Genomic DNA, 17,765 nt, shown 5'->3' on the forward strand with positions numbered 1-17,765 from the left:
AGGTAAATACTGATTACATATACATGTAGCATAAATGAGCAGGAGTAAGTTATGAGTAAATGGCCAATAAGATGGGATCTTTTACTTCGATACAGAATGATAGAAGTCATTGCGCTGTGGGAAGGTAGGCTAACGACTAACCATTTGATTAAAAGCTTTGGTATTGGTAGGCAGCAAGCGTCCAAAGATATCAACACTTACCTGGCAGAAATTGCTCCTTGCAACCTTGTCTACGATAAGCAGTTAAAAGGCTACAAACCCAGTGATAGCTTTATTCCAAAGTTAACGAGCGGTCATGCCGATGAGTATTTACACATCCTCTCTCGAAGTGAAGATATGACTGTGACTTTCGATGAGCTTGATATGGGCTTTGAAAATACTACGATGGTTCGCCCAGTAACACGCAACATTACACCTGAAATATTACGACCATTAGTTCAAGGTATCAGAGAGAAGAAACGTGTCGATTTAAGCTACACATCATTGAAAAATGGTGAGGAAGTAGAACGAATCATCTCTCCACATACACTCGTTTGTACACCATTGCGCTGGCACGTCCGTGCTTATTGCGAGCACTCAGAAGATTATCGAGATTTCGTGCTGAGCCGAATTCGAGGTGTTCCAACTCTTGAGACAAAAAAAATAAAAGAGAAAGAACAAGATAAGCTTTGGAACACTCATCTCTCTATTAAGTTAATCCCCGACTCAAGATTGACCGAAGCCCAGGCCAAAGTTATTTCACACGACTACGGTATGGAAAAAGGCACACTGGCAATACCGACGAACGCAGCATTGGTTCGCTATGTTCTTGATGCTTATAGGATCGATATTAATGTGTTGAATTCGAACCCCAAGGGGCAACAGATCATCTTGGGGAACTTTGAAGAGCTCAGACCGTATTTAGTTTTCTAAGTGCGAGTAGTATGCTTCCGGAAGTATACTACTCACTATTCGTGTGGTGTATAAGTATACACTCTAGAGCTCATAGCAACCTAAATGGCTAATGCCTCATTACGGCTCGTTGCGCTATTGCCCTGTGAATAGTCATCTTTATTAACATGGCTCAACTTCATGTATGTTTTGTCAAAATAACGCTTGTCGGACCAAACCTTGGTGTCACCGATAACAAACAAGTGTTTTTTAGCTCGAGTAACAGCAACGTTCAACAAGTTTGGTTTTGAAGAAGCCCAAGAAGCCCCACCACTATTTTTTTCATCACAACCGAGTACCAAAATGACGGTATCATTCTCCTTACCTTGGAAAGTATGCACAGTCCCCACGTTGTGTTTCAAAAAGTTGTTAAACTCCTTGCCATTCCAAATCGAATTATTAAGCAGCTCTGACTTGCTACGCCTCAAATCTTCTTTCAGCTCTTTTTTAACCGCTTTAAATGGCGTTATTAGATAGATGCTGCTTAAGTCGCCATTGCGCTCTGCTAATTCGAGTAGAAGGGCTTTGACATCTTCACCCAACTCCCTTTTGTACTGTTTCAGTACACAGTCTCCTTTAGAGTCATTCCAGCAACTATGCCCCAAAGCCTTATGAGTTCTTGGCTCAACGTCTTTAGCATTATCTGAGCCATGTATCATTCGATTGTTGTAAGCTATCTCGTTAGAAATGCTAAACATTGGCTCTATACACCGGCGATGAACCCATAATGGGATTCCTATCCATTGGTCTTCTCCGTCCATATCTATCATACAGCCATACGGATTTACGCGATCGGCTAACGTCTGAACTGACCACATACATGGGTCCCATTTCTTCGATTCCTCTTGCAACTTAGATCTCATTAAATAGTCAATAAGCTCTGGAGGGGAAGTAAACACTGGCTCGATTTGTAGGGGGTCCCCGACAACCACGGCTCGCTTAGCGCGAAGCAAGCCTCCAACAGCTGCTTGTGGTATTGCTTGCCCTGCCTCGTCAATCATTAGCCAACCTAGAGACTCTGAGGGCAACTTAGAAAACATGTTTCCCAATGAAGCAAAAGTCGTCGAAACTACGGGGACAAACATAAATAGTATCTGCCAAATCGCTAGTGCATTCTCGCTACTCTTCCCTAAAACAACATCACTAACTTTATGTATCTGCGATCGAAAACTATTCAGATTGCTAGCCTCGATCAACCAAGCCTCATGAAGTAGTAACGCTGCAGCGTATACATCAGACCTCAGTGCATTAATCTTCTCCTGCTGCCAGCACGCGTGTCTCTGTCTGTCATGCCCCTCAATATCATCAGTAGTTTCTGGTAAGTGATACCCATTAAACTCCTCTCCATAGGCATCTAACTTATCTAGAAGCGTCCTCTTCTCTAGCTCTTTAGATGCGATATCAACCTGCTGCTGTGAAATTTTCTTAGCACATCCTTTTACTTCGATCTCTTTGGCTTCAACATCCCCAGTTATCAGCCGAATAGCTTTTTTCACATTTTCGTAGTCACCTAGCTTTTGAGATAATGAGACCTTGTATTGTCTATTTTTCTTGGTGTTAAAAAACCGACTGAACCAACCAGGCTTGTTCACCTTCAACAGCTCTATGGAAACTGCGATTTCTTCTTCCCTTTTGACTTTCGCGTTTCTTGTTAAATTAAGGGCATCTAACTCCACAAAAAGCGAACTAGCATAGTTTTCTAGCTCATCTAGAGCATCATTCATTCGTTGTAAATCAACATCGAAATTGTGATCATCGAAAGTATTCTGTAAGCATTCAAAATCGGCTAGCTTGTTATTGAGTTCATGGAAACGAGATAACTTCTCGTTAAAGGTTTTTTTGGCCGAGTTAAAAGAAGGACCTGCATAAGTTGAGCGGTACTGCCAAAAGTTCAAGAAGTCTACAGAAGGATCTCTAACTTCTGGCTCCTTGCCTTTTTCATAGTAGTAATTAAAGAAAAAGCGGTCGAGAAACTTTCGCCTCTTTTTGTAAGCTCCCATAGCAGCAGAAATATTCCCCCAGGTCTGCTTTTTATCGTCCAAAGGTTGCAAACGACCTTTCTTCTCATCAGCACTTACTTGATTGGCAACAGAGCGAAAAAAACCAGTTTCAGCATATCTGCCAGCTACTGATTTTGCTTGAGGAAGTTCTTTTGAGATATTTTCAACCGCTGCATTGTTCGAGGACGCAACGACCATTTCAAAGTCAGTGAGGTCTTCAATAAGAAACCCTTCAGGGCTTAACCCGTCGCGAGCTTTTGAAAAGGACGCTAACACTTTCGCTCTCTCAACGGTATTTTGTGCAATTATATCTCGCAATAACGTCGTTTTTCCTGTTCCAGGAGGACCGTTAACTGAGACAAGACCGCCCGTATCTAGCTCCTTGAACACTGTATTGATAGCAAACTGCTGCATTAAAGACATGTTGTGCGCCGGGTCTGTCAGCCATCTTCCTTCTGGCGTACCTCTAGGGCTGAGATGGTTATGAATCAATGGTATCGAATCGTTTGTATACAGATCGACATGCTTAGGACCGGACTGTCCCAGATAGGTTTGTAGGGGTTTACTAGCCCTGCCAGTAGAAATAGCATTAATGGCGCGCTCTATATCTCGAATATAAAAGCTGTTCAGAATCGGTAACTGAGATTCTTCATCGTTAGATTCATCTTCATTATCGTCTTCAGCTTTTTCTGAGCTCCTTTTATTCTCCAACAGATAGTCTGACTTCGCCTCATATTCATAAAAGGCCATCTGAAATGGATAAATCTTCGAGTTCACTGAAGGCAGTAGGTCCCGATTAGAAATACCTGCCCATTGATAAAGTCCCTCGACCAAACTCATTATAGTTTTTACACAAAGAGTATCTCGTCCTTCTGAGTTGGGGTGACTTGGCAAGGTTCTTGTCCAGCGTTCCACAAACTCGTTAAGATCGTCACACCGACTATCAAATCGTTCCTGAGATATCATCGCAGCCCTGCCCCCGAGTAGCTCAGCTAAAGCCCAAGGTAGCGTGCTTACCGAAAAGGTATCAAGTCGGGGAGTACCAAACTCATCCAACATCAACTTGGCAAAGCAAGACGTCCCCTCGTTGTCTCTTCTTTGCTCTATCTCTTCAGAGAAGCAACCTTCATGGCGGTTGGTAGAAAAGTACTCTGCAACTTTTTTGTCTATCGCCGATTTATCAAACAACCCCAGGTATAGGGTATAAACACACTTTTTACCTAGAGTAAGACCGAGCTTTTCACGAGCTGCAGGATCTAACCACGGAAGTAGATGATTAGCATGCGACTGTAATTCGTGCTCTGATACGTTTACTGGTGCAATTTTACTGTCGTCTTTGTCTGGTACTGAGTAGGCTTGAAAAAACTCCACTAGATGCCAGGATTTCAATATTTTTATCGAGTCTTCATTTCTACTATCCACTAGTCAAAACCTATCAATACCATCAAATATCATTAAGTTACGATAATATACAGCCTAGTTGCATAAGGCGATAAAGAATGTAAGAAGAATGATAGAGTGTGACGGCTCTCCTAAAAACAGACCACCATTGAATCATCTCAAAATCAAACATTCCTCCATCCACAACGCCACCTCACCTTCCACCCAAGCCACTGCCCTATCCCCTAAACTGATGGACTTTTGAAACTCATCATCGTTCATTTTTCTGTAAATTTCAGAGCGGTTCAGAGCGGTCTTTTCCATTACTTCTTTTAGTTTTAAAAGTCTTATTGGTGGCCTCCTTGTTATTCGTCATAACAGGAGTCCGCCATTAAATTTTTACTCAGAAGGTCAAACCAAACTCCAACGACTTCCACTCTGTCTCTACCGTAAGTGCTAATCCCTCATTCAAAAACCTTTCAGATATATGTCATCAAAGCGAATCGGTACCACTGTTCACTTTCAGGAGACACGTCATGTAATCTACTCACTATCCACCCCACCAGCCATCACGCTTAAATGAGTTGCTTAAAACGGCAGCAGAAGCCCTGGCACAGAAGTACAAAACTGAAATTGAACGGACAGGCACCACAAAAATGAACGCTTACTGGTACTCACGCAATTGCGCTCGCGACAAGTCAGGTATACACCACAACCCGAAGGACTGAAACGAAGAAAGCCCTGACTTTTCAGTCAGGGCTTTCGAATTTGGCGGTGAGTGAGAGATTCGAACTCTCGATACGTTGCCGTATACACGCTTTCCAGGCGTGCTCCTTCAGCCACTCGGACAACTCACCGTATTTTGTTTGTTGGACTGTGCGTCTCAACGAGGCGCTAATTTAATGATTCTAAGGGCTGGGGTCAAGTCTATTTCTGAAAAAAAATGTCTTTTACCAACTGTTTGGCTACAAAATAACTAAAACAGCGAATAATCCAGCAATTAGTACAAGTATTAAGCGCTTTGGTAGTAACCCGGAACTTTAAACCACTTGCGGCAATGATCTAAGAAATAGCCATACAGCACACCAAGAACGCAAGAAACTACGGCGTTACTCGTTACTGCTGTTACGATTTGCTCCGGAGAAGCGCCTACCGCAACGAGAATCATCGCATAAACGGGAGACTGAAAGGCAACATAGGCAATCAGGTCGCACAGCTTTTTCATCAAACTCCCTTGCTGCAATCTAAGCCCTTGTCGCATCACCCAATCACGGAATACGCCGTAAGGCCACGCAATTGCGATATTCACAGGAATAGATAATACGCGAGACGCCAAAGACTGTTCAAATGTCATGCCCGAGATAAAAATCTCGATTCCCATACCAGCAATAAAGCTAAAAACAACCATAGCGAAGGTGTCTGCCGCGGCGTTGCGGAGACAAAAAGGCCCACGAGTTTTCATTGTTACCCTCAAACAGAACTTAAAACTTACCAAAAGCGCTAGCGCCAAAATTATCAGCCAGTCAATAACTCACTAACTAGACTATGTCGCTATTAAATCACACATTAAGTAGTTAAAAGTTTCATAATTGAATAAATGTAGTAAATTTACCTCTATTTTCTACAGGATAACTGGGATCATTCGCTACCTTTCCGCCTTCCGGTCAAAAAGTAACCATTTAGTGCGTTTGTGGTGTTAATTTATAACGGATTCATACTTTTATAACGGACTTAATCTGGGGTATTCATGGTTAAGTAGTCTAAGTCTTCACTTGTTGGCATGCCTTCTTGGGCAAGCGATGCTTCTATCCGCTTAATCACTTCAAATATATGGCCATCTTTTGTTGCATCATAACAATGCCTCATTTTATCTAATGCCTGAATGGCGTCCTTAAACGACTGGTTGTCTAAAGCTATATACAGCTCAACCAAGAGCTCTTCGGCTGTTTGTGTTGCAGGGCTATGGCTAGAGTGTGTTTCCTCTTGTCTGCCGGATTGCAAACGATGCGCATGCTTCATTAAGGTATCGTCCAGTTCCGTCTCATCAATTGGCTTTGCAATGATGTCGTCAACTCCGCTATTGAGCATTTTTTCACGAGTCTCTTTGAATACATCTGCGGTACACCCTAGAATCAGCGTACTGGCATTTTTGTTGGTTAGTTTACGTATCCTCTTGGTTGCTTCAACGCCGTCCATCACCGGCATATGGTTATCCATCAAAATCATGTCAAACTCAGTATGCTCCAATACGTTTAGAGCTTGAACGCCATCCGTTACACTGGTGGTTTCAAACCCTTTCCCACGCATAAAGGCATCCATTATCATGGTGTTGGTACGGTTATCTTCCACGATGAGTACAGTGAGGCCCGAGCAATCAACGGTGCGTTCTGGCATACGTGTTTTAATAAAGGCCGAGCTGATTTCGACTTCGACATTAACGGTAAAGCTTGAACCGATCCCTTCTTCACTCTGCACTGTGATATCACCATTCATGCCATTGGCGATGCGCTTAACAATAGCAAGCCCTAGCCCTGTTCCGCCAAATTTGCGTGTGGTGGTGGATTCTGCCTGTTCAAACGGTTTAAATATGCGTTGTTGTGCTTCTTCAGCGATGCCTACCCCTGTATCTCTCACGGTAATAGACAGGTAGTCTTTGCCCTCTATTTGAACTTCTTTGAGGTAAATTTCCACAAAACCATGGGAGGTGAATTTGATGGCATTGTTGAGCAAGTTAAATAGGATTTGGCGTATCCGAGCTTTATCTGCGTTATACCAGCGATCCGCAGGGAGCGTAGAATGAATTTTGAAATTGAGGCCTTTTTCTGTTGCGATTGTGTGGTAAACACTCTCTATACTGCCGATGATGGTCCGTATCGCAAATGGGTGGCTGACTAAATCTAATTGCCCTTGTTCAATCTTTGAAAAGTCCAAGATCTCGTTAAGCAACACCATCATGTGCTCACCTGAGTCGTATAAGCTGTTCAGTAGCTTGGACTGCTGGTCGTTTAATTCTGTTTTCAGTAAGATTTGTGCACTGCCCAAAACACCATTCATCGGTGTTCTGATTTCGTGGGATAAGGTCGCCAAAAAAGCGGTTTTAGCCTTGGTCGAGGCTTGTGCCCTAACTTTTTCTTCTTCTAAATATTGAGTTTTCTGGTTAAAACAATCGATAAGGTGCCTGATCTCATCTTGGCTTCGGTAGTTAAACTCGATGACTTCACCAGAATCAGAACGAGATACTTTGTCTGCGATAATAACAATGGGGCGAATTAGGTATCGGTTAATCAGGTAATACCCAACCATCACGCACAGCAGCAGCAGTGGCGCGAGAACCAGCTCTAAGTTTTTTACAAAGTTGAACGCTTCTTCCGCTACACGTCGATGCGCATTTACAACGTCTATGCGCCATTGATACGGACCAAAGGTACTACTGGAAATGTAGATATCTTCATTCAGCTGAAAATTGTGTTCATGAATCGCAAGGCCATCGGCATCTTTTAGCAGCAAGCCAAGATCGTAGGTGTTGGCGTGCTCTTGCACCATGTCTATCAACTGAGCCAGTGAAATATCGAGCGTTGCCACCCCGGCAAACTCACCCTTAAGAAAATAGGGAGCAGAGGCGGTGATCATTTTTACGTGGGTATAAGGGTCAATATAAACGCCAGACCAATGCACGGTCATTCGCGGTTGCTCGACCGCTCCTTGATACCAGCCTTCGGTATCATAACCAGGCGATTCCGGGTTGTTCCATAGATCAATACGGTCAATACCGCCGTTCGGGGTTTTATTGTAAAACAGGCTAGATAATCGCACATTAGGATCAACCGAGTACGGGATCGGCCAAATTCCCCCACTGACAATCACATTATCGCTATTGAGTATGACTTGAGGCAGCAAACGTTTTAGATCATCGGTAGATTCGGTGACCTCAGTAATTGCAGTAATACTGTGTAGTAGCCCTAAGGAGCTTTCTAAGGTGGCTTCAACATTACTGGCGAGTAAGTCTGTTCGAAGGTCGAGATTATCCTCTAGCTTGCTTCTGGTGGGCTGTTCTACTGTGATATAGGTGATACTGCCAATCACTGTAATGAAAAAACAGAGATAAACCCCTAATGCGATAATGCTCTTCTTTTTTAGAGAAGATTGGATATTCATAAGCTTAACCTTCGAAGTACATAGTAAAAACTTATATGCTCACTCGTTATTCATCAAGTCTTTTTAGCTCGGCCAATGCTTGGTACACTGTAGCAGACATCAACATGAAGGTACCTATTTTGACTTTACAAGAACTACTATCCCTACCCGAGCTAGAAGGAAAACTCCTTACAGAGCCTCAGATCATTGGCTTTGTTACCGCAATGGCGGCCGCGCCTAATGTACTCGATCCTTCTGATTGGATCGCATACCTTTGGGGTGGTGAAGAAGTCGCACCTTTTGTTGATGGCGAGCAGTTTGAGCAGTTTGCAGAACTGGTTGTTGCTATCTGGAATCAAACACGACCTGCGCTGCTCAATGGCGAGTGGCAATGGCCTGAAGGTTGTACGTTAGATGAAGCAGAAATTGTTTCAGCAAGAACCCGCGATTTCACAGACGGCCTACTGCAAGGTTGGGGCTTGGTTCGTGACGATTGGGAAACGTTAATGCCTGAAGACAATGAAAACAGCGCTCTGTTAGGTGGCGTTATTCTTGCCATTAGCATGCTTTATGATCCAGAAACGGCGTTAACCACTTTGTCTGAACAAGGCATGACTGGGCTTGACCAATTTGAAGAGATCTTCAATGCGATACCAACCATGCTATGCGGTTTGACTCAACGTGGCGTCGCGTTGGCTGAAGATCAATAACAGCAATTTAATTGGGTTCGTTGACTTTCGTTAACGTTAATACCAAAAAATGCCGCATTGTATATGCGGCATTTTTATATCGGTGGAAAAGCTTAATTGACGCTAACGCGACTCACGCCGAATCAATTTTGCTATTCACAACAACTTGAGTGAATCAAAAGAAATCAAGCATTGCCTTTGACTTGCATGTTAAGTTGCTCAGCAAAATCTAACATGCGATTTAAAGGGATCAGTGATTTCACTCGAATCTCTTCATCGACAAAGATTTCGTGTTGCTCACCGCCTTCAGTTAACGCATTTTCAATGGCCTCCAGACCATTCATCGCCATCCACGGGCAATGAGCACAACTACGGCATGTGGCACCTGCACCTGCGGTTGGCGCTTCTACCAACTCTTTTTCAGGTACTAATTGCTGCATTTTGAAGAAAATGCCTTTGTCTGTCGCCACGATCAGCTTTTGATGAGGCAACTCTTTAGCCGATTTAATCAGCTGGCTGGTTGAACCTACGGCGTCAGCCAATTCGACAACACTTGCAGGAGACTCTGGGTGAACTAAAACTGCCGCATCCGGATACAGTGCTTTCATATCCTTTAATGCCGCTGCAGAGAACTCGTCATGCACAATACATTCGCCCTGCCATAACAGCATGTCTGCGCCTGTTTTGTTTTCAATATAAGAACCTAGATGACGGTCTGGCCCCCAAATCATCGGCTTATCTTCAGCGTCTAAGTGTTCAACTATTTCGAGAGCAATGCTAGACGTTACCACCCAATCTGCTCGTGCTTTTACTGCAGCGGATGTATTGGCATAGACGACAACCGTATGATCTGGGTGAGCGTCGCAAAACTCTGTAAATTTGTCTGCCGGACAGCCTAAATCTAATGAACACTCGGCTTCAAGTGTTGGCATTAAAATGGTTTTTTCAGGGGTCAGAATCTTAGCGGATTCACCCATAAAACGCACACCCGCGATAATCAGTGTTTTAGCGCTATGACGATTACCGAACTTAGCCATTTCTAATGAATCACCAACAAATCCGCCCGTCTCTTCTGCAAGAGATTGGATTTCAGGATCGGTATAGTAATGGGCAATCAAAACAGCATCTTTTTCTTTTAATAGCAGTTTGATATTTGCTACATGTTGCTGTTTTTCGTGCTCAGACAAAGGGAGTGGTTTTGGGGGAAATGGATAAACGGTATTGATTGTATCTAATATGTGCGCCATTGCTCTAGCTCTACGCTACTTCCAAGTAATTCGAGTATTGTACACCTGAATACGCCTAGATTTCTAGCTATGTAGCGGGAAAAGCAAAGAAGCCGCCATTGGGCGACTTCATATTTTAAGCGATTTACCTATTTTGGCCTGTTTCAGCGATGTCGCTTTGAGGCTAAAACTGGAGTTCAAGTTAAAGCTGTTTTCGTGCTAAGTCTGCTGAAGAGCTTTTTGGGTACTCGCTCACTACTTGAGTGTAGTATTTCTTCGCTGCATCAGGTTTGTTGTTGCGTTTCGCAATTTCACCTAATTTTAGCAATGCGTCTGCACGCTTATTTGAGTCTTTGTATGACACAACCGCTGCAAAGCTTTTGGTCGCATCAACATCTTGCTTTTGTGCAAAATAGAGTTGGCCTAGCCAATAATGTGTATTGGACGAGAACTTGGACTCTGGAAAATCTTTTTGAAACTGTGTAAATGCCACAATAGCACCAGCGTAATCACGCTGCTTTAAGATCAAATCCACCGCGTCTTTGTAAGCGGTTTCTTCATCTTTGTTACTAGTAAATGTGCCAGTGCCGTCTTTGCCTTCTTCAGTTGAAGCTGCAACAACAGGGCCGGAAGTTTTCATTTGTTGACGCATACGATCAAGCTCGATAAAAAGCTCTCGTTGACGCTCGAGCATTTTTTTCATCTCGTAGCTATTGCGCTCAACATTGCCACGAAGCTCACCAACTTCAGCGCTTAGATCGTCGATCTGCTTCTGCATTTGGATCTGTAATGTGGCTCGATTTTGCAATAAACGCTCTAGGCGTTGGATATCGTTTTCTGGCGCGCCACGAGTTGCGGTTACGGCCTTAGACGCATCATCACTTAAATCTGATACTGGAGCTGGTGCAGCGAACGCGAAGTTCGCTGCACTTGCCAGCAACGTAAGCGTAAGTATGCGCTTAGTGTTACTGAACATAGAGCGTGCCCTATTAGTAAACTAGTACAGCGCGACGGTTTTTAGCGTAAACCTCAGCACTTTGGCCTAGTAGAAGTGGACGCTCTTCACCAAAGCTCATGATCTGAATTTGGTCAGCTTGTACACCAAGAGCTTGTAGGTAGTTAGCTACAGCTTGTGCACGACGCTCACCAAGAGCGATGTTGTACTCAGGAGTACCGCGCTCATCTGCGTGGCCTTCGATTTTAACTTTCAAGCTAGAGTCTTTGCTGATGAAAGCAGCGTGAGCAGCTAGCATATCTTCGTAATCAGAAGAGATAGTTGAGTTATCGAACGCGAAGTAAACAGTTTGAGTTTCACGAAGTTGTTGTTCTTTAACTTCTTGCTCTGTTAACTGAGAATCAGAAGCAAGTGGTGTTGCTACTGCTGTATCAGTTGTTTGCACTTGCTCGTTATTCGTTTTCTGTGATGCAGATGCATCAGCAGCTTCGTTGCTTGAGCTACATGCTGTAACCGCTAATACAGGTAGCGCAATTAGAAGCCCTTTAAGAACTTTATTCAGTTGCATCTTATTCTTCCTTATTTGTTCAAAATTTTTTGTGACCAAAAATTGGTTACTTTGCTACAAAAATGGTGACCAAGCTGGTGCTCTAACGCGCCCATTTGTTGCAGGCAATATTGCTTTAAAACGTCCGTCTATAGAAACCATAGAAAGTACATTTTTCTTATTGTACATGGAGCTATAGATAACCATACCACCATTTGGTGCAATGCTTGGAGACTCGTCCAGTTGTGTTTTCGTTAACACCTGTACGGCCCCAGTTTCCAAATCTTGTTTAGCCAAATTGAACCCGGAGTCATTTCGATTAACCATAATCAAAAATTTTCCATCTGGTGTAATTTGCCCGCCCAAGTTTTGGCTGCCTTGCCAAGTTAAACGGTCTGTTGCCCCATCTAACAAATTTACTCGATAAATCTGCGGTTTACCACCCCGATCCGAGGTAAATATTAACGATTGCGCATCAGGATACCAATAAGGTTCCGTATTATTTGCTCTACCTCTCGTTATTTGTGTCAGCTTACGAGTTTCGAGATCCAATACGTAAACATGCAGGCTGCCCGTTTTAGATAATACCAAGGCAAGCTTTTTGCCATCAGGTGAGAACCTCGGTGCACCGTTATGGCGAGGGAAAGACGTTAATTTTTCTCTCTTTCCTGAGTAGATGTCCATCAAGAACACCTCTGCTTGGCCGTTTTCAAAGCTCACGTAAGCAAGCTGTCTGCCGTCTGGAGACCATGCTGGAGACATCAAAGGTTGCATAGAACGCAGAACTAAACGCTCATTATAACCGTCATAATCTGCGATTCTGAGCTGATATGGGTATTTGTCTTTATCGTTAACGACCACATACGCAATACGAGTCAAGAATGCGCCCTTGTCCCCCGTTAGCTGCTCGTATACCAAATCTGAGATACGGTGAGCGTATTCACGCATGCGTTCACCAGGTACCGTCGCACGTTTATTAAATAGGACGTGATCTTTAGAAAGAACCAGCTCACCTGTTTCGCTAAGCGCTCGGCTTTGGCCATCCGTAAGTTGGCCTCTCACTGTATCGATCAGTTCATAGCGAATCAGGAAGTTGCCTTGCGCGTTTTCGGTGATCGTACCGGTTAACAGTGCATCCACCCCCATTGCCGTCCACGACTGAAAATCAACTTCTTCATCGTTATAAGGCGTTTGCGGCATTTTATTGGCCGCAACTGGGCTAAATTTACCACTGCGCTGAAGATCAGAGGCAATAATTGCACTGATATCATGAGGCAGTTTTTTCTCGCCTTCCCATTTAAATGGCACTATGGCTATCGGCCTTGCGGAGTCTATGCCGTCGGTAATCACTAATTCTAACGCTGCGTTTGCAACGTTTGTCATGCTGGTACATAACACGAACAATCCCAGTAAAAGGCGTTTTATCACGTCTTATTTCCCTTTAGTCTAACTCTACCAATAAATTGATATCTTTTAATTTTTCAGCAACATCTCTATCTTTTGGAACAGGAAATGAGCCCACTTGAGCAATCGCGCTTTTGGTCGCAGCACATACCCGTTTATCACCTTCCAAAACCTTTACACTGTTCACTAGAGCATCGCTACCCGTATGAAGCATTCGCATATTGATCTTGCAAGACTTTCCCAAAAAAGAGTCATCCTTTAAAAGACGGCTTTGAATTAATTGTGTGTAAATTGCACCGTAACGTTGAACTTCATCCGTCACGAACTGTTGTTTTGCAGAGCTATTCGCAGACACTTCGTCTTCTAGCCCTGAGAAGATGTTATCTAACGCTTCTTCTTGCTCTTTACGTTCTTTTTCTAAACGCTTAAGACGCTCTTTTTCTTGTTTGGCTTTTTGAGCGGCTTCTTTTGCAGCCTTTTGCTGTGCAATTCGTTCTTGCTCGGCTTTGGCTGCCGCTGCTTTTTCTTTACGTGCCTTTTCTTTAGCCGCTGCCGCTTCTTTTTCTCGCTGTAGCCTTTCTTTTTCAGCCTTAGCAATGGCCGCTTGTTTAGCTACACGTTCGGCTTCTGCTTTCTTGACCGCCGCCTCTTTGGCTATGCGTTCTTTTTCGATTTTAGCCGCCCTAACCTTTTCTTTCTCGGCTTTTTCAGCAGACGCTTTACGCTCTTGCTCTTTCTTAACGCGTGCTTTTTCAGCATTGCGCGCTTCTTTATCTGCCTGAGCTTTTTGTTCTTTCAGCTTTCGTATTTTTGCTTCTTCTGCCTTACGGTTTTTCTCTAGCTGTTCGCTTTGTTTACGGAGCTTATCAATACGTTCTTGTTCCGCTCGTTTCGCTGATTCGCGTTGTTGTCTTATTTCTCTGGCTTGCTTTTGAACCGCTTTCGGATCAATCACCACCGCTTGCACCATGTTGCCAGACGCTTGTGGTTTCGACATCGTGAAGTCGGCCCCCCATAATAGAGCGACCGCTAACACGACGTGCATCGCTACTGAGACAACAATAGCTGAGGTATAACTGCTCTTTTTTTTCATCGATTGACCGACAGCCATCCCTATCTAAGATCCGTCAACAAACCCACTTTGGGAATACCTGCTTGACCGAGTTCATCCAATACCAGTACGACTTCTGAATAAGGTGTGTTTGCATCCCCCCCCACTGCAACCGGTGAGTCTGGCGCAATTGAGATTTCAGCTTTAACTCTTACAATGACGTCTTCTAAACTCATACCACGAACAACATCTTCGTTATTCACGCTAAGCCCAAGCTGCCCGTCTTTATCAATTTCAACGATGATAAAGCTCGCATTGCTATCGCCGGCTAACTCAGACGTCGATTTTGCCGTTGAGGTCTTTGGAAGCTCGACATCCACACCTTGAGTTACGAACGGTGAAGTCACCATAAAGATGATAAGTAACACCAACATGACATCAATGTAAGGCACAACATTTATTTCAGCTGTGAGCTTACGGCGTTTTCGTTGATACCCGGCCATGATTAATCCTTATTCGTCATCGCTTGGCGATGAAGAATACTGTGGAACTCTTCAGAAAATGTTGCGTAGCTATGCTCGACTTTAGCCACTTGGTTACTCAAGCGGTTGTAAGCCATAACAGCGGGTATGGCCGCAAAAAGCCCCATTGCGGTCGCGATTAACGCTTCTGCAATGCCCGGAGCAACCATCGCAAGCGTCGCCTGCTTAACTTCACCTAATGCGATGAATGCGTGCATGATGCCCCATACCGTTCCGAACAACCCGATGTAAGGGCTGATTGAACCAACGGTCGCTAAAAATGGTAAGTTGGTTTCTAGTTCATCTACTTCACGTGAAACCGAAACGCGCATTGCACGGCCTGTTCCTTCCATCACGTAATCTGGCGATGCACCCGAAGTTCGACGAAGTTTCGCAAACTCAGTAAATCCTTGATAAAAGATTTGCTGTGTACCCGCTAGGCTATCTTTACGAGCTTTGACTTCTTGGTAAAGGTGAGAAAGATCCACGCCTGACCAAAACTTGTCTTCAAATTTTTCTGCTTCTTTTATGGCATGGTTCAGCACTTTGCTGCGCTTGATGATCATGGCCCATGACACTACAGACATCCCGAGTAGGGTTAACATAACCAGTTGTACTAATAAGCTGGCTTCTAAAACGAGATCTAAAATGGAAATATCAGCATTCACTGTCTAACAACTCCGATGTAATTGAGTTTGGTATCGCTTGGGGTTTCATGAGTTTAGAGTCTATGCATGCTACCTTAACTAAGGCTTTACACAATATCTTACCTTCAGGATTGACTAATTCCTGACAAAACGTAATTGAGGCACGTTTTAACTGCGTGATTGTCGTCAAAACTGTTAATTGTTGGTCAAGTTTAGCGCCTTGGATAAAATCTATGTCCATGTGGCGAACAACAAACCCTGTGTTCTTTTCTAAAAGTACCTGTTGAGAGACGCCAACCGAACGTAAAAGTTCCGTCCTTGCTCGCTCGAAAAACTTTAAGTAATTAGAATGATACACAACGCCACCAGCATCAGTATCTTCATAATAGATGGTGATTGGCCATTCAAATACAGGCTGTTTCTTTTCGTGCACAACGCTACCAACACAATAAAAATGAAAGGTTACTATACCTTATGTTGCCAATTAGGCTCGAAAAAGAACATGTTTTTTTGAGACAGGAATTAAAAATGCGAGCAGTTGATTAAAAACCACTCGCATTTAATGATGTCTGGAAAGATTTCACTGATGAGTCAGGTCTAAATTATGCTAGAGCCAGTACAAGAATGAAACATACCCTAGCACCGCGATTGAAAGATAAGGGCTGAAGATGATTTGCCATAACCAAAATATTGGCTTGAACCCGACGCCATATACCATGCTGGCGCAGATAGCCCAAACAAACAAAATACCTAGCATGGGGCTAAAACTGCCAATATTGTCGGCAAAAGTTTGCGGCTCCCACATGAACAATATCACCTGAACAAACGCCATTATAATGACCGCAGCTCGAAGTAACGTTTTATCAAGCGGAGCATGCAGTTGCTCTACTCGTTGATTCAATTCACTCATGACTACCTCTCATTAGGTTTAACCTAAAGATCTTATCTAAAGTTGTTCCAAAAAAATAAGCCCCACAATTATTTTTGTAGGGCTTACTCTATACCGCTTAAGCCTTAACGGGCTTACTCGCTGTCTTTATCCATCATTTCTGAATGCTCTAACCATAGTGCATTGATGATGCCAAATGCACAGGCTAGCAATACACCTAAAATCCAGGCGAAATACCACATAATCAATACTCCTTAGTAGAGGGAATTCTTGTTTTCTTCAATGTATTTATCATCTAAACGACCAAACATTTTGTAGTAGGTCCACGACGTATAAGCAAGGATGATAGGTACCATAACCATTGCAACACCTGTCATTAGGTTTAGCGTTAGTTCACTTGAAGTTGAATCCCACATGGTCAAACTATGGTCCGGATTAAAGCTTGAAGGCATAATGAACGGGAACATAGCAAAACCAGCTGTCAAGATAACACCTGCATTCGCAAGGCTTGAGCTGATGAACGAGATTGCGCATTTTTCAAAGCGAGAAGCAAGAACAACAACCAAAGGCATAACAACACCTAAAATTGGCGCCGCCCACATTGCTGGGTACGTTTTGAAGTTATTCATCCATGCGCCCGCAACCATTTCCACTTCTTTACTCAGTGGGTTAGATTGCGCGGCAATGTCGATGTTACTAACGACAACATAACCTTCAATACTTTGAATCCATACACCTGCACCGACAAAAGTAACAATCACTAATGCAGCCATCACTTGCGCAACCACTCGTGCACGAGCGTGTACGTCACCGGTTGTCTTCATTTGAAGCCATGTAGCACCTTGCATGACAATCATAGACAAGCTAACTAGACCACAAAGCAGAGCAAATGGGTGAAGCAATTTAAAGAATGAACCATGGTATGTCGCCATCATGAACTCATTTAGCTCAAATGGAACACCCAATAACAGGTTACCAAACGCCACACCAAAGATCAGTGGAGGAACAACGCCACTGAAGCAGATGCCTGCATCCCATGCGTTACGCCATTTGGTATCTTCTAGCTTTGAACGGTAGTCCAGAGCAATAGGTCTTACCCAAAGCGCCGCTAGCGTGACATACATTGCTAGGTAAAAAGCAGAGAACGACGTTGCATAAATTAACGGCCATGCCGCGAACAATGCGCCACCGGCTGTAATCAACCAAACTTGGTTGCCGTCCCAGTGTGGAGCGATTGAGTTAATCATCACTCGACGTTGGCTATCCGTTTTACCGATAACAGGTACAAGCGCACCTACGCCCATGTCAAAGCCATCTGTTACTGCGAAACCAATACACAGTACGCCAATGAGCACCCACCATATGAATCGCAAGATTTCGTAATCAAACATA

Annotated in this window: 17 protein-coding genes and 1 tRNA gene; 2 read left to right on the plus strand and 16 right to left on the minus strand. The window is 43.7% G+C overall.

Annotation, left to right across the window (positions count from 1 at the left end; genetic code table 11):
- The first annotated feature begins 51 nt into the window (after positions 1 to 51).
- The gene (locus VTAP4600_RS04665) at positions 52 to 912 is read left to right on the plus strand and encodes a helix-turn-helix transcriptional regulator (protein WP_102521720.1); all 861 of its coding nucleotides are present in this window, start codon (positions 52 to 54) and stop codon (positions 910 to 912) included.
- Between the two features lie 80 nt (positions 913 to 992).
- On the opposite strand, the gene VTAP4600_RS04670 is transcribed toward VTAP4600_RS04665, so the two are convergent.
- The 5 genes from VTAP4600_RS04670 to VTAP4600_RS04690 all read right to left on the minus strand — a co-directional run bounded on the left by VTAP4600_RS04670 (position 993) and on the right by VTAP4600_RS04690 (position 8,465).
- On the minus strand, positions 993 to 4,352 hold the full coding sequence (locus VTAP4600_RS04670) for a DEAD/DEAH box helicase (protein ID WP_102521721.1): 3,360 nt from the start codon (positions 4,350 to 4,352) through the stop codon (positions 993 to 995).
- A gap of 132 nt (positions 4,353 to 4,484) precedes the next feature.
- Entirely contained in the window at positions 4,485 to 4,661 is a 177-nt protein-coding gene (locus VTAP4600_RS04675) for an AlpA family phage regulatory protein (protein ID WP_102521722.1), read from the minus strand.
- 418 nt (positions 4,662 to 5,079) lie between these two features.
- A tRNA-Ser gene (locus VTAP4600_RS04680) sits at positions 5,080 to 5,167 on the minus strand.
- A 155-nt stretch (positions 5,168 to 5,322) separates the two neighbouring features.
- Positions 5,323 to 5,772: an L-alanine exporter AlaE gene (locus tag VTAP4600_RS04685; RefSeq protein WP_102521723.1), complete on the minus strand. Its 450-nt coding sequence runs from the start codon at positions 5,770 to 5,772 to the stop codon at positions 5,323 to 5,325.
- Between the two features lie 269 nt (positions 5,773 to 6,041).
- A complete protein-coding gene (locus tag VTAP4600_RS04690; protein ID WP_102521724.1) occupies positions 6,042 to 8,465 on the minus strand; it encodes a hybrid sensor histidine kinase/response regulator in 2,424 nt (807 codons plus the stop codon).
- 119 nt (positions 8,466 to 8,584) lie between these two features.
- Here VTAP4600_RS04690 and VTAP4600_RS04695 point away from each other — a divergent pair, with 119 nt between their 5' ends.
- Entirely contained in the window at positions 8,585 to 9,154 is a 570-nt protein-coding gene (locus VTAP4600_RS04695; RefSeq protein ID WP_172443070.1) for a UPF0149 family protein, read from the plus strand.
- A gap of 164 nt (positions 9,155 to 9,318) precedes the next feature.
- On the opposite strand, the gene nadA is transcribed toward VTAP4600_RS04695, so the two are convergent.
- The 11 genes from nadA to cydB form a co-directional block, all read right to left on the minus strand.
- A complete protein-coding gene (nadA, locus tag VTAP4600_RS04700) occupies positions 9,319 to 10,380 on the minus strand; it encodes a quinolinate synthase NadA (RefSeq protein ID WP_102521725.1) in 1,062 nt (353 codons plus the stop codon).
- 181 nt (positions 10,381 to 10,561) lie between these two features.
- On the minus strand, positions 10,562 to 11,335 hold the full coding sequence (gene ybgF, locus VTAP4600_RS04705) for a tol-pal system protein YbgF (RefSeq protein WP_102521726.1): 774 nt from the start codon (positions 11,333 to 11,335) through the stop codon (positions 10,562 to 10,564).
- A gap of 13 nt (positions 11,336 to 11,348) precedes the next feature.
- Entirely contained in the window at positions 11,349 to 11,882 is a 534-nt protein-coding gene (gene pal / locus VTAP4600_RS04710) for a peptidoglycan-associated lipoprotein Pal (RefSeq protein ID WP_102521727.1), read from the minus strand.
- A 54-nt stretch (positions 11,883 to 11,936) separates the two neighbouring features.
- The gene (gene tolB, locus VTAP4600_RS04715) at positions 11,937 to 13,289 is read right to left on the minus strand and encodes a Tol-Pal system beta propeller repeat protein TolB (RefSeq protein WP_102521728.1); all 1,353 of its coding nucleotides are present in this window, start codon (positions 13,287 to 13,289) and stop codon (positions 11,937 to 11,939) included.
- 13 nt (positions 13,290 to 13,302) lie between these two features.
- Complete coding sequence (gene tolA, locus VTAP4600_RS04720) at positions 13,303 to 14,358, minus strand: cell envelope integrity protein TolA (protein WP_231897876.1); 1,056 nt, start codon at positions 14,356 to 14,358, stop codon at positions 13,303 to 13,305.
- Positions 14,359 to 14,378: 20 nt separating this feature from the next.
- Positions 14,379 to 14,819 carry a protein TolR gene (gene tolR, locus VTAP4600_RS04725; protein WP_102521730.1) on the minus strand — a complete coding sequence of 147 codons (441 nt, stop codon included), beginning with the start codon at positions 14,817 to 14,819 and terminating at the stop codon, positions 14,379 to 14,381.
- Positions 14,820 to 14,821: 2 nt separating this feature from the next.
- Complete coding sequence (gene tolQ / locus VTAP4600_RS04730) at positions 14,822 to 15,505, minus strand: protein TolQ (protein ID WP_102521731.1); 684 nt, start codon at positions 15,503 to 15,505, stop codon at positions 14,822 to 14,824.
- On the minus strand, positions 15,495 to 15,917 hold the full coding sequence (ybgC, locus tag VTAP4600_RS04735; RefSeq protein ID WP_102521732.1) for a tol-pal system-associated acyl-CoA thioesterase: 423 nt from the start codon (positions 15,915 to 15,917) through the stop codon (positions 15,495 to 15,497). The genes tolQ and ybgC overlap by 11 nt, the downstream gene beginning before the upstream one ends.
- 174 nt (positions 15,918 to 16,091) lie before the next feature.
- Positions 16,092 to 16,394, minus strand: a complete 303-nt coding sequence (gene ybgE / locus VTAP4600_RS04740; RefSeq protein ID WP_102521733.1) for a cyd operon protein YbgE — start codon at positions 16,392 to 16,394, stop codon at positions 16,092 to 16,094.
- 113 nt (positions 16,395 to 16,507) lie between these two features.
- A complete protein-coding gene (gene cydX / locus VTAP4600_RS04745; RefSeq protein WP_000270284.1) occupies positions 16,508 to 16,615 on the minus strand; it encodes a cytochrome bd-I oxidase subunit CydX in 108 nt (35 codons plus the stop codon).
- 12 nt (positions 16,616 to 16,627) lie between these two features.
- Positions 16,628 to 17,764, minus strand: coding sequence for a cytochrome d ubiquinol oxidase subunit II (gene cydB, locus VTAP4600_RS04750; protein WP_102521734.1), 1,137 nt, complete (start codon positions 17,762 to 17,764; stop codon positions 16,628 to 16,630).
- Between the last annotated feature and the right edge of the window lies 1 nt (position 17,765).

This window comes from Vibrio tapetis subsp. tapetis, assembly GCF_900233005.1.
Classification (GTDB): Bacteria; Pseudomonadota; Gammaproteobacteria; order Enterobacterales; family Vibrionaceae; genus Vibrio; species Vibrio tapetis.

What these genes read in the sequence shown, in the direction of transcription:
- VTAP4600_RS04665 (WP_102521720.1), top strand. Translation starts at nt 52, where the DNA reads ATGAGTAAATGGCCAATAAGATGGGATCTTTTACTTCGATACAGAATG.
- VTAP4600_RS04685 (WP_102521723.1), bottom strand. Translation starts at nt 5,772, where the DNA reads ATGAAAACTCGTGGGCCTTTTTGTCTCCGCAACGCCGCGGCAGACACC.
- VTAP4600_RS04690 (WP_102521724.1), bottom strand. Translation starts at nt 8,465, where the DNA reads ATGAATATCCAATCTTCTCTAAAAAAGAAGAGCATTATCGCATTAGGG.
- nadA (WP_102521725.1), bottom strand. Translation starts at nt 10,380, where the DNA reads ATGGCGCACATATTAGATACAATCAATACCGTTTATCCATTTCCCCCA.
- ybgF (WP_102521726.1), bottom strand. Translation starts at nt 11,335, where the DNA reads ATGTTCAGTAACACTAAGCGCATACTTACGCTTACGTTGCTGGCAAGT.
- pal (WP_102521727.1), bottom strand. Translation starts at nt 11,882, where the DNA reads ATGCAACTGAATAAAGTTCTTAAAGGGCTTCTAATTGCGCTACCTGTA.
- tolA (WP_231897876.1), bottom strand. Translation starts at nt 14,358, where the DNA reads ATGAAAAAAAAGAGCAGTTATACCTCAGCTATTGTTGTCTCAGTAGCG.
- tolR (WP_102521730.1), bottom strand. Translation starts at nt 14,819, where the DNA reads ATGGCCGGGTATCAACGAAAACGCCGTAAGCTCACAGCTGAAATAAAT.
- ybgE (WP_102521733.1), bottom strand. Translation starts at nt 16,394, where the DNA reads ATGAGTGAATTGAATCAACGAGTAGAGCAACTGCATGCTCCGCTTGAT.
- cydX (WP_000270284.1), bottom strand. Translation starts at nt 16,615, where the DNA reads ATGTGGTATTTCGCCTGGATTTTAGGTGTATTGCTAGCCTGTGCATTT.
- cydB (WP_102521734.1), bottom strand. Translation starts at nt 17,764, where the DNA reads ATGTTTGATTACGAAATCTTGCGATTCATATGGTGGGTGCTCATTGGC.